This is a genomic window from Deltaproteobacteria bacterium, from assembly GCA_019309045.1.
Lineage (GTDB): Bacteria > Desulfobacterota > Syntrophobacteria > BM002 > BM002 > JAFDGZ01.
On record JAFDGZ010000141.1, the window covers coordinates 1 to 11,635 of the forward strand.

At 56.2% G+C, this 11,635-nt stretch carries 13 protein-coding genes and 1 tRNA gene; 10 read left to right on the forward strand and 4 right to left on the reverse strand.

The genetic code is table 11. The annotated features are described in order from the left end of the window. Positions 1-13: 13 nt before the first annotated feature. The 3 genes from JRI89_16620 to JRI89_16630 all read right to left on the reverse strand — a co-directional run bounded on the left by JRI89_16620 (position 14) and on the right by JRI89_16630 (position 1,404). Complete coding sequence (locus JRI89_16620) at positions 14-472, reverse strand: hypothetical protein (GenBank protein MBW2072856.1); 459 nt, start codon at positions 470-472, stop codon at positions 14-16. Positions 473-742: 270 nt separating this feature from the next. After that, a complete protein-coding gene (locus JRI89_16625; GenBank protein ID MBW2072857.1) occupies positions 743-1,171 on the reverse strand; it encodes a type II toxin-antitoxin system VapC family toxin in 429 nt (142 codons plus the stop codon). Further along, positions 1,171-1,404 (reverse strand): type II toxin-antitoxin system prevent-host-death family antitoxin, encoded by a 234-nt coding sequence (locus JRI89_16630; protein MBW2072858.1) that lies wholly within the window; start codon positions 1,402-1,404, stop codon positions 1,171-1,173. The genes JRI89_16625 and JRI89_16630 overlap by 1 nt, the downstream gene beginning before the upstream one ends. A 474-nt stretch (positions 1,405-1,878) precedes the next feature. On the opposite strand from JRI89_16630, the gene JRI89_16635 reads away from it, so the two are divergent. The 5 genes from JRI89_16635 (at position 1,879) to JRI89_16655 (ending at position 7,567) form a co-directional block, all read left to right on the forward strand. Further along, entirely contained in the window at positions 1,879-3,357 is a 1,479-nt protein-coding gene (locus JRI89_16635; GenBank protein ID MBW2072859.1) for a DEAD/DEAH box helicase, read from the forward strand. Positions 3,358-3,825: 468 nt separating this feature from the next. Then, on the forward strand, positions 3,826-5,841 hold the full coding sequence (locus tag JRI89_16640) for a protein kinase (protein ID MBW2072860.1): 2,016 nt from the start codon (positions 3,826-3,828) through the stop codon (positions 5,839-5,841). Between the two features lie 4 nt (positions 5,842-5,845). Next, the gene (locus JRI89_16645) at positions 5,846-6,460 is read left to right on the forward strand and encodes a LysM peptidoglycan-binding domain-containing protein (GenBank protein MBW2072861.1); all 615 of its coding nucleotides are present in this window, start codon (positions 5,846-5,848) and stop codon (positions 6,458-6,460) included. A 520-nt stretch (positions 6,461-6,980) separates the two neighbouring features. Then, positions 6,981-7,172 carry a prevent-host-death protein gene (locus tag JRI89_16650; protein ID MBW2072862.1) on the forward strand — a complete coding sequence of 64 codons (192 nt, stop codon included), beginning with the start codon at positions 6,981-6,983 and terminating at the stop codon, positions 7,170-7,172. Then, positions 7,169-7,567, forward strand: coding sequence for a type II toxin-antitoxin system VapC family toxin (locus JRI89_16655; protein MBW2072863.1), 399 nt, complete (start codon positions 7,169-7,171; stop codon positions 7,565-7,567). The genes JRI89_16650 and JRI89_16655 overlap by 4 nt, the downstream gene beginning before the upstream one ends. A gap of 96 nt (positions 7,568-7,663) precedes the next feature. Here the strand turns inward: JRI89_16655 and JRI89_16660 are convergent, their stop codons facing one another. Then, complete coding sequence (locus JRI89_16660) at positions 7,664-7,822, reverse strand: hypothetical protein (protein ID MBW2072864.1); 159 nt, start codon at positions 7,820-7,822, stop codon at positions 7,664-7,666. 9 nt (positions 7,823-7,831) lie between these two features. Here JRI89_16660 and JRI89_16665 point away from each other — a divergent pair. The 5 genes from JRI89_16665 to JRI89_16685 all read left to right on the forward strand — a co-directional run bounded on the left by JRI89_16665 (position 7,832) and on the right by JRI89_16685 (position 11,607). After that, positions 7,832-7,909: transfer RNA gene (locus JRI89_16665), tRNA-Pro, on the forward strand. Positions 7,910-8,075: 166 nt separating this feature from the next. Continuing rightward, a complete protein-coding gene (locus JRI89_16670; protein MBW2072865.1) occupies positions 8,076-8,531 on the forward strand; it encodes an acyl-CoA thioesterase in 456 nt (151 codons plus the stop codon). Positions 8,532-8,567: 36 nt separating this feature from the next. Beyond that, positions 8,568-9,296 (forward strand): N-acetylmuramoyl-L-alanine amidase, encoded by a 729-nt coding sequence (locus tag JRI89_16675; GenBank protein ID MBW2072866.1) that lies wholly within the window; start codon positions 8,568-8,570, stop codon positions 9,294-9,296. An 80-nt stretch (positions 9,297-9,376) separates the two neighbouring features. Then, on the forward strand, positions 9,377-10,726 hold the full coding sequence (locus JRI89_16680; protein MBW2072867.1) for a cobalamin-dependent protein: 1,350 nt from the start codon (positions 9,377-9,379) through the stop codon (positions 10,724-10,726). 116 nt (positions 10,727-10,842) lie between these two features. After that, a complete protein-coding gene (locus JRI89_16685) occupies positions 10,843-11,607 on the forward strand; it encodes a ribonuclease Z (GenBank protein MBW2072868.1) in 765 nt (254 codons plus the stop codon). Positions 11,608-11,635: the final 28 nt, after the last annotated feature.

The window sequence follows — 11,635 nt, forward strand, 5'->3', positions numbered from 1 at the left end:
TCCCAGCTCTTGCTTACTCGTAGAATGCCTGCACCGGGGCTACCCATATTTCCACGTGCACTTTGAAGGTGCCCGTCCTCATGGTGATGAGACAGATGCGGTCGTCCTTGTGATAGAGAAGCATGGTGCGGGGATATTTTAGAGTGGCCTGAAGGTTCCAACCCTGGGCCCTGAGCTCCCTCTGGAAAAACTGCACCAGGGAATCATAGTCTACATTGCCATCGTACACCATGAGCCCTGTGGCCAGCCCTGGAGCTGAATACACGAAAGACTGCCTCTGATCCATGGTAAGCTCCCTGGGCACTGGCACATCAGGAAACTCGTGGCTGGTTATTATGGGTGATGCTTCTCCCTGATCCAGCTCACCGCTGTTGGAATTGATGGTTTTGGTGCAACTCCAGGGCAGGGCAAGGAACAGAAAGGCAATGAAGACAAGAGTGAAAGGTCTCTGGTGATAATGATTGCTGGGCATTGCGCTCTCCCGGGCTGGTAAGTTGGCTTCATGTTGAGGAATTTTCAGGTTGTTCACTCTTATAGGCCGTCAAATGATTGGAGTCAAGGGTTACCAGAGCTCCGGGGTGCGAGTTGCCAGTTACAGATTGCAGTGTCCGGGAATGCGAGCAGGCAAGCGGCGGGTACAGAGACCGGCCCTATAAAAAACGGGTACAGGGCCCAGGGCGCACGGCGCACGGCGCACGGTGATCAGCCATATTGCCGTGATACCTGCTGATAACTGATATCCCTATTTCCTTACCTCGAGCCCAAGCCAGCGGGCTGCCCTGGCAAGAGACCTGTCGAGCGTCCAGAACACAGCCTCCTGTCGCGCAGCAACCGCCAGGTGGAGTGCATCTGGAGCCCGCAATGGATGTTTCATGACCATAATCCAGGCAGTTGCCTGATAGAAATCATCTGATAATACAGCAACGGCCTGCAAGGCGCCCGTGCTGAGATGTCGATCGAGTGCTGTCATTGTCCTGTGCGCATCCGCTTCACTCATTTCTCTGTGCCTGCACTTTCTGCAAAGCAGAGAAGCGAACTCAGCGCGCACGAGTGGACTGATGATGAGGGAACCGACAGGAAGCAGACGCAGTTTGCGTTCCACCGCTTCGCTCGTTGCCTCCGGCAAGTAGTAGGGGACCAGAAAGGATGTATCCAGGTAGTGCAGTTGCATCAGTATCTGGAGTCTTTACGCATGTTGATGAGCGTCTGAGAGGGTGACGGTCCTTTCAAGCAAATACTGTCCCTGAACTCTTTCATGCTCGGCAAACCTGCAGCATGGGCCAGAGGTTTCAGGACAGCAACAGGCTTTCCTCTGCGCACAATGAGGACTTCGTCTCCCTGTTCCACGCGGGAAAGCAAAGCCGACAATTTTGCCTTGGCCTCTCTGACATTTGCCTGGATCATATGCAGCTCCGATGTGACTACATTATATGGTTACATAAGAACACAGACCAATCCTGCTGTCAAGGGGAAATGCGGGGTATTGGTTATGGGCGCAGGGCATGCGGGGTATTGGTTATGGGCGCAGGGCAATTAGGCTGGAAAGCTAGGAGGCTAGGAGGCTAGGAGGCTTTTAAATTGGCATCAGACATTCGTAGACATTTTGTCTGGTCGACCCGGCTTCACCAGGACTACGCCGCGCCAGGGCCTGGCGAGGAGAGATTGGGCCCAGGAATGAGCTCGCTGCAAAGCTCAACAAATCACACTCAAACAACTATTGCGCAAAGCGCTGTCGCCTCCTAGCCTCCTAGCCTCCCAGCCTTTGAGCCTCCAGGCTGCGCCTTATGATTGAATTGCCTGGCTGAATCTACTATGATGCAGCAGGAAGCTGGAAAATCGTCTACAAAAGGAGTGAACTGATTTCATTGTCAGGCAAAGATGACCCGCAGGGGGAGAAGGCGCTGGCGCGGTACTGGCAGGGACAGCGAAGATGCCGTCACTGCCCGGCGGCAGCCTGTGAAGGCAGAAGGCAAGCCTTTTACAGAATTCGACCTGTGTGACGCGGTACAGCAGGGAATAAGAGACGCGGGTTTTCTCAGGTGCACCCCCATCCAGGAGCTCACCCTTCCCATCACCCTGGAGGGCCGGGATGTTGCAGGCCAGGCCCAGACAGGTACAGGGAAGACAGCCGCCTTCCTCATCACTATATTCGAACGTCTGCTCAGGATGCCGAAAAGAAAGGCCGGCATGCCCTCGGCCCTGATCCTGGCGCCCACCCGGGAGCTCACCCTGCAGATATACCACGATGCGCAGATTCTCGGGGCTCACACCGGCCTCAACATGATGGCTGTATTCGGCGGCATCGACTATCAGCGGCAGGCAGCCCAGCTGCGCCAGGGAACTGACATTGTGGTGGCCACTCCGGGCCGGCTCATAGACTACATGAAGAAAAAGGCCTTTCTGCCGCAGAGAATCAAGATACTGGTGGTGGACGAGGCAGACAGGATGTTCGACATGGGCTTCATCAAGGATCTCAGGTACATCCTCAACCGTCTCCCTCCCTATGACCAGAGGCAGTCTCTGCTGTTTTCCGCCACTCTGTCGGCGCGTGTTATTGAGCTGACCTATCGCTATATGAATCTGCCGGAAGAGATTTATGTGACCCCTGAAGAGGTAACCGTCGACGCTGTAGACCAGTCGGTCATACATCTTGCCAAAAATGAAAAGCTTTCTCTGCTGCTGGGACTGCTGTCTCGGGAAGAATGGACCAGGGTTCTCATTTTTGTCAACACCAAGGCCGGCGCAGAATGGCTTGCCGCAAAATTGAAGGCCAATGGGCACGCGGCCCAGGCCCTTACTGGCGATTTGAATCAGCGCAGGCGGCTGCGGCTGGTGAATCGCTACAGGCAAGGAGACCTGAAGATACTGGTGGCCACAGACGTGGCTTCCCGCGGCCTTCATGTGGAAGATATTTCCCATGTGATCAATTACGACCTGCCGCAAGACCGGGAAGACTATGTGCACCGGATCGGCCGCACTGCCCGGGCAGGAAAATCAGGCAAGGCAATAAGCCTGGCATGTGAAGAGTACGTCTATTCGCTGTCCGCCATCGAGGAATACATCGGCGAGAGAATTCCGGTCATATGGCCGTCTGACGACTGGTTTCTGCCTGACCGCGCCAAATCAATCAGCAAAGCACCCCGCAGGGCAAGACGCGGCAGAGAGAGAGAGGCTGCAGCATCGAGAAAAAGGCGAGGCCCCCGGAAGAAGACCGGCAGACCCGCAGGAGCATCTGCTTCTCAGACCTCGAAGCCTGCCGGCAAAGCGCAGAAACGCTCATCCCGCCGAGGCAAGCGAAGCCGCAGCCGCAGAGGCCCGGCAGGGCAAGGGCAGCAGCAAGCCAGGCAGCGTGATTGAGCAGTGCACCCGAACTCCCCACCCCTCTGGATTCCAGGCGCAGTTTATGCAGCATTTGTGGCAGGGACAATGCCCTGTGGCGCTAACCCGGCCTCATGCCTGCTCGTTTCGCATCCCCGCCAGGCAGCATAGACAGCAGCGAAAGAATCACCTGCAGCAAACTGCTGGAACGTGGAGAAACTGCCGCGCCAGCATGCGGCCACTGAACATTGGCTAGATGGGCTGTTCTCTGCCTGGCCAACCGCACAGCACCAGCAAGCTCCTGGCGGTCGGCTGCTGATGCTTCCAGCGACCACCGGGGCAACTGGCCGGCAGGGTGCCGGCTGCCATTCCCCCTGTTTCAACCATTGAGGAACCCGCAAGACAGTGGTACAGGTACAAATCCTGGCCTGCTTCTTGCTTGGCGTTCTGTGGGGAGTTCTGACAGGTGGAGTGTGAGCTATTTTTTGCCCACTGGTTCTCGAGACTATGAGTGAATTCCAACCCATTCGATTTGGTAAATACCTGCTTCTAGACAAGATTGCCGTTGGTGGAATGGCGGAACTCTATGTTGCCAAGCTCGAAGGGGTGAAAGGCTTCGAAAAACCTGTGGCCATAAAGAAATTGCTGCCCCACCTGGCTCAGGATGAAAAGCTGGTGAGCATGTTTATTGAAGAAGCAAAGCTCGCCGCCCTGCTCACTCATCCAAACGTGGTGCAGATCTACGATCTCGGCAGCCTTGAAGGCACCTACTTTATTGCCATGGAATATCTCCACGGCAAGGATCTGCGCGCCCTGACCAACAAGGCCAGGGCCAAACAGCAAGCTCTGCCGCTGACGCACGCCCTGTACATCATGTCGCAGGTATGCGCCGGCCTTGACTATGCTCACAATTTGAAGGACCTCACTGGAAATCCGCTCAATCTCATCCACCGCGATGTGAGCCCTCAAAATATACTGGTGACTTACCAGGGGGAAGTCAAGGTAGTGGATTTCGGCATAGCCAAGGCAGCCAGAAGCACCACGGGGACCCAGGATGGAGTGATCAAGGGCAAAGTGGCCTACATGTCGCCGGAACAGGCTGGCGGCAAACGCATTGACCACCGTTCGGACATCTTTTCCGCAGGAATCCTGCTCTATGAGATGGCCACAGGCAAGCGAATGTTCAGGGGCACCGATCTGGAAATTCTCGACAAGGTGCGCGCCGGAATGTTCCAGCCTGCTGAACAGTTGAACCAGGACCTGCCGCCGCACCTCTACACCATCCTGCATCGGGCCCTGGCCGTGGACAGGGATCTGCGCTATCAGTCCTGCGCCGAAATGCTCAATGAACTTGAAGAAGCCTTTTCCATGTGTCCGGTGCGGCCCAGTGCGAAGCTTCTGGCGCAGTACATGCACGAGCTTTTCGAAGACGAGATGGAAAAGACCCCTACCGTGTTCCGCAGGGCCGATGCTATGCTGCCGGGCGGACCGCAAGCAGGCGCTGCCGCTGGAGGAGATGCTGGAAGTCAGGCGGACAGCCTCGAAGAAACCAAAACCATTTTTGCCGGCAATATTTCCCCGGGGTCTTTGCGCGGCAGGTTGAGGTTGGGCGCCTGGGCAACAGCTGTGCTTGGCCTTGCCATGCTTGCGGCAGTTCTGCTCGGACGCCAGCAGGCTCAGGAACCGCAGCCCGCCCAGCAGCAGGCTGTGGCAGCAGAACCGGCCCAGAGTACAGCTGCTGTGGAGGAACAGGTTCCGGCAGCAAGCGCCGAGGAGCAGACTCCCACAACCGGGGAAGCTGAGCCAGAGAGTGAAACCACTGCGCCGCCGCCAGGCCAGGAGACAACCGTGGTGGACAGGGCTGTAAGCGCTCTGGAAAAGCAGCAGTATGCCCTGGCTGTTGAGCTGTTTCAACAGGCCCTCGAGGAGAGTCCCGATAGTGTAGCCGCCTTTGCGCCACTCTATGGTGAAGCCCTGAGAGGCGAGGCAGTGCGGCTGCTGGAAGCAGAGCCCCAGCAAGCCAAAGCTCTGCTGGAAAAAGCGGCAGAGATTGAACCAGACAGGGCGAGAACCTACTTCTTGCTGGGAAAACTGAATACCAGGTTGAAGAAATATCCTGAGGCCATAAGGAATTACCAGAAAGCTCACGAACTGGAGCCCCGGTTTGCCAAGGTCTTGTTCAACCTTGGCTTCGTCTATTTTAAAGTGAATGACTACGCAGCAGCGGAGGAGGCCTTTTCAGAGGTAGTCAGCCTTGCACCTCCATACCTGGACGAGGCTTATTTCAATCTTGCCATGGTCCAGAAATTGCAACACAAGAACCGAGAATGTGTGCAGAATCTGAAACGAGCTCTGGAGGTCAATCCTGAAAATGCTAAAGCGAAAAGGTATCTTATTCGCCTCAAGACGCAGCTGCGCCACCTGCGAAAGAGCCGTCAGCATCAGCGCCGCGCCACTGATCATCAGCGCTATTTTACTGCTCAGTTTTGTCAGCAGCTGTACTTATTTCGACAAAGTGTCTGAACTCTTGCCCCCCAATCCATTTGGACCCACTGAAACAGTATGGCCGGCAGAAAACGATTTCCAACACCATGTGGCCTGCTCTGGAGAAACCCTGCTGATAATCGCCAAATGGTATACGGGCAGCCCTAGAAACTGGCAGGCCCTGGCCCGGACAAATCCGGAGCTCGATCCTGTTCATCTCAAGATCGGTGACAGCGTCAGGATCCCTTTGCACCTGCTGCGCACCACGGCGCCCATGCCCGAGACCTTCGTGGCAAGCCAGGCGAAGAAATCGTCAGTGGCAATTGCCCTGGACTCTCCAGAAAAATCGGTTGACAGGTATTTTGTGCATCGGGTCCGCTGGCCAGGAGAAACGCTCATAACCATAGCCAGATGGTATACTGGAGATCCAGAAAACTGGCAGTCTGTGGCCCAGGCAAATCCCTCCCTCAATCCCGACCACATCAACATCGGGGACACCATCAGAATTCCCCGCCAGCTGCTGAACACCAGCGCCCCCATGCCCGAGGCCTTTGTGGCTGCATCTCTGCAGAAAACTCCGGCAGCACCTCAACCTGCCAGGCCCGCCCCAGTTAAACCGGAGGAACCAGAGGAGGTTGAACTGTTCGGGCCGAAGTAAGAAATGGTGCCTGGCAATGGGCATCCGGCTTCGCCGGGGTTATCGGTTTTCAGTTATCAGTTTTATCGGTTATCAGTTGTCAGTTATCAGTTATCAGTTATCAGTTGTCAGTTATCGGGGTAGAGGACAGCGCTTCGCGCCATCTCAGTCTGATCCTCCACCTGTCCTGAGCCCGTCGAAGGATGCGCCCTACCCGTCGCACCATGCGCCCAATGCCGGTTATTATTATCCGTGCCGTCCGTGTCGAAAAGAATTCGGTCCACAGAACATGGCACAGAACGAAGATGGCGCAAAGCGCTGTCGCCTCCCAGCCTCCTAGCTTCCCAGCCTCCTAGCCTTTCCCCCTGCGCCCCACCTGTCCTGAGCCTATCGAAGGATGCCTGATGCCTCAAATAGCCGATAACCTGGCGCAACCAGAGGCGGAGACGGACGGCTCTTCGCTTTCTTTCTTGACAAGTTGACAAGAAAAATATAATTTTGAAATAAAAAATGACCGGGACAAAAGATATGGAGACGCTAATTGGAAAAGGTTAAAAAGGGGGAGCAGATTGTCATCAGCTACGGCAAGAAGAGGGAGAAGATTGCAATGATTGTCCCCTATCCACCCCATTTTGACAAGCCAGAAAGGAAGATTGGCCTTCTGAAAGGACAAGCTTCGTGCACAATCTATGATGATTTCCATATGAGCGATGAAGAGGTGCTGGATTCGTGAACCTGCTTCTTGACACTCACACTTTCTTGTGGGCCCTGTTTGCCCCAGAAAGGCTGAGTGAAACGGCGGCCAGAGCGATAGTTGCACGGAAAAACGAGGTGTCGGTCAGCATAGTCACCTTTTGGGAAATTTCGCTTAAATATGGGTTGGGGAAGCTCGAGTTAAAGGGGGTGCGACCGGAAGATTTGCCAGATTATGCAACCCAGATGGATCTCGAACTGATAGGAATCAGCCCATCCGAGGCCGCTAGTTTTTATAAACTTCCAAGGCTGCTGCACAGGGAACCCTTTGACCGGCTTATAATATGGCAGGCTATTCAACGACAAATGACATTGGTAACCAGAGACCAGGCATTCGAAGCGTATCGAGAATTTGGTCTCACCACTTGCTGGTAATTCCAGGTCTCGAATTGCCAATTAAACGAGTAATGATAATCAAGGCATTGGGCGCAGGGCGCAAGGCTCATGGCAAAGATTGCGCGAAGCGCTGTACTATACCCTGATAACTGAGAACTGATAACTGATAACCCGGCGCAGCCACAGGCGAAGCCGTACACCCTGCACCTGATAGCTGACAACCCTGACAAACTCCTTGCTTTCCACATTTGGCTGTGATAGGAAATCACCGTTCTCTTGCTTCAGTTTCAGCATACCTTTCATCGGGGCGTAGCGCAGCCTGGTCAGCGCACCTGCCTTGGGAGCAGGGGGTCCCCGGTTCAAATCCGGGCGCCCCGACCATTCCCTTCCTGTTGATTATCTCACCACGCACATGAGACGAGTTGAGAGCTGCCGCAGGCGAAACCGGACGCCCTAACCAGTCAACCAATTGATAGTGGAGAAGACTGGCAAAATGAGCTAGACTAGGCGGAAATTCCACGGTGCTAAAGATTGCCTTCGGAGGAAGATGCCCATGCAGGGATACGGGGTGGTTTTCGAGCACGAAATACTGTTCAGGGACATCGATGCCATGGGCCACGTGAACAACGTGACATTCGTGGCCTTCATGGAAGACGCGCGCATGAAGTACTGGAAGGCTCTGCGGCAGAAGACCGGTCTGAAAAAAATCAATTTTATTCTGGCCGAAGTACGCTGCATCTACAAGAGTCCGGCTTACCTTGGCGAGACCCTGCGGATCGGCATCAGGGCATGCCGCCTGGGGGGCAAGAGCTTTCACTTCGAATACCGCATGGAAGAGAGCAAGAGCGGCCGGTTGGTGGTGGAAGGAAGTTCTATACAGGTCATGTACGACTACCAGCAGCAACAGTCCGTTCAGATAGACGAGGCTACCAGGCAGGGAATGGCAGCCATAGAAGGAGTTCCCCTGGAATCTCTACAGAGTAGAAATTCACCCGGGTCGTAGAGCAGTAAACAGGCCGTGTACTGATCTGGAAAGCACATGAAGGCAAACACCATCATTGCCCGAGCCGCGTTTCTGGCTGCCATGGCCACGCTTGTTCTTTTCCTGTGGCCGGGAAATACAGCATGCCAGCCAGTGACGCCGCCCCTCACCGTGGTGATTGATCCGGGACATGGCGGCAGAGATGCAGGCGCCAGCGGCCTGAGCGGGGTTGTGGAAAAAGAGCTCACGCTTGCCCTTGCCAGGGAACTGGCAGCAGTTCTCGAGAAACAGGGCACGGCCAGGCCGGTGTTGACGAGACAGGACGACTATGCCCTCTCCCTGGACGATCGCGCCGGCATAGCCAACCACAGGAACGGCGATCTGTTCATCAGTCTGCATCTGGGAAACGGCTTTAACCGAAATGCCCAGGGTTTCACTATATATGCCTGGTCACCAGCTGCAAGGCCCCTGGATGCGGCTGGCGCTCGAGACGCCACTGCCTGGGACTGGGGTCAGCTGCCCTACTGGGAGCAGAGCCGCAAGCTGTCAAAGCTGGTCAGGCAGCAAATGGCAGGAGTACTCCACTGGCCAGGCCAGGCAACCGCCCAGGTAGATCTCTATTTGCTGGCCAGGGTGCGAATGCCGGCAATCCTCATCGAACTCGGCTCTGTGAGCAACCCGGCAGAAGCGGCCCAGTTGAAGCAGCCGGACTTCCAGCGCAAGCTGGTTCAGGCGATTGCAGCTGCCATTGCAGAATACCGTGCCCTCCTGCACGCCAAACCGTAAAAGAGAGTGGTTGAAAGGCGCTGGCTGCCTGCTCTGCCAGTTCAGCTGCGACCACCAGCAACTGATAACTGAACCAACTGATGAAGCGCCTTCCTCACATTTTGCTTGTAAATCCATGGATTTATGATTTTGCGGCTCATGATCTCTGGGCCAAGCCGCTCGGTCTGCTCACCCTGGGTGGGCTGCTGCGGGCGCACGGCTATCAGGTGAGGCTGCTCGACTGCCTGGATGTGCACGAGCCGAAGATGAGAGAACAGGCCGGCTTCAAGCCTGCCACGCGGCGCTCTTATGGCACCGGCAAGTTTTACCGCAGGAAAACGGCAAAGCCGCCGCCCCTGCGCCAGGTGGCGCGGCCGTACTATCGCTTTGGCATCTCCTCGGAAATTTTTGTGGAAAGGCTGCTCTCAGGACCAGAGCCGGATGTGGTTCTGGTTACCTCTCTGATGACCTACTGGTATCCGGGGGTCCAGGAAGCAATCAGACTGGTAAAGAGCCATTATCCTGAAACACCAGTGGTGCTGGGCGGCATCTATGCCACTCTGTGCCAGGAGCATGCCCGACGTTGCAGCGGCGCTGACCACGTTGTGGCTGGAGCAGCGGAAAACCGCCTCATCGCCCTGCTGCAGGAGCTCTCCCGCCAGCCGGCTCCTCTGCAGCAACCTGCCCGGAGCCCTGACAGTCTGCCGGCCATGGATCTGGAGGCTCCCCTCGACTATGTCTGCATACTCACCTCGCGCGGCTGCCCCTATCACTGTCCCTATTGCGGCGCCGGCCTGCTTTTTCCGGGATTTGTCCAGAAAAATCCCCTGGCAGTTGTTGATGAGCTGCAGCACTGGCATGAAGGATTCGGGGTGACAGACGCGGCTTTCTACGACGATGCCCTGCTGCTGAACGCCGAGCAGCACCTGCTGCCTATGCTGGCAGAGGTTCGCCGGCGCAAGATGCAGCTTCGCCTGCACACACCCAATGCTCTGCATGTGAGTCAGTTGAGCGCCAAGGTGTGCCAGGCCCTTTTCAACAGCGGTTTTGTTACCATCCGCCTGGGATTGGAAACAGCAGAGGCCCGACGGCAGCAACTGCTGGGCCGCAAAACCACTGTGAGAGACTTCAGCCGGGCAATGAACAACCTGCAGCAGGCAGGTTTTCAGCCGGAACAGATCGGCGTCTACCTCCTTTGCGGCCTTCCCGGGCAGAAGCCTGAGGAAGTGGCATATTCCATAGACATAGTGAAAGACCACGGGGCCAGGCCCTACCTGGCCGAGTATTCGCCAATTCCGGGCACAGCCCTCTGGCCCGCAGCAGTGCGCTCGTCGCCTTTTGATCTGCAAAACGAGCCTCTCTATCACAACAATTCCCTGCTGCCCTGCAGAAGCAGCCATTTCGGCCTGGATGAACTGCAGCGCTTGAAGGAGAGATGCAGGGCAGCGTAGGGCATCCTTCGACGGGCTCAGGACTGGTGGGGCATAGGGCATGGGGTTGATACAGCGCTTCGCGCCATCTCTACTCCATGCTCTATGCTCTATGCCTTTTTCGTGGAGGAATAGCCGTGGAAGTCACTTTTCTTGGTGTGGGTGAAGCCTTTGACGAGAGGGTGGCCAATACGGCCATACTCGTCCGGGTTGCAGCAGGTGGAGAAGGCACTGCGCTGCTGCTCGATTGCGGCTTCTCGGTGCCGGCCAGATTCTGGGAGCTGCGGCTCGGCCCCGACGAACTGGACGGGGTATGGCTGTCTCATTTCCATGCTGATCACACTTTTGGTTTGCCAGCACTGCTGGTTCGCTTCTGGGAGGAACGAAGGCGCAAGGATTTACACATCCTGGGTCAGAAGGGAGTACAGCAATTTACAGAAAGTTGCATCGAGCTGGCCTATCCAGGATTCCTGCAAAGACTCACCTATGCCCTGCGCTTTGTAGAAGTTGAACCGGGTCAGGCTGTCAGCACTCTGGGGTGTTCCTGGAGCACTGCTGTAAATGACCATTCGCAGCGCGACCTGGCCCTGCGTCTGACAGCTGCAGGCAAATCTCTTTTCTACAGCGGCGACGGCCGTCCTACCCCGGAAACAACCGCCCTGGCTCGCGGGGTGCAGCTCCTCATACACGAGGCTTTCAGGGTGCGCACCCCGGTGGCGGGGCACGGCACCGTGGCAGGATGCCTGGCAATGGCTGAATCGTGCCAGGCAGAACAGCTTGCCCTGGTGCACATCCACAGAGAGGTGAGAAGAGAACGGCTGGCAGCCATCAGGGAACTGGCAGCAGCAACGCCTGGTGTGAAAGTGCTCGTACCAGAACCGGGTGAGCGGCTGATGATCTAGTTGTCGATTATTTATGGGGCGCAGGGCG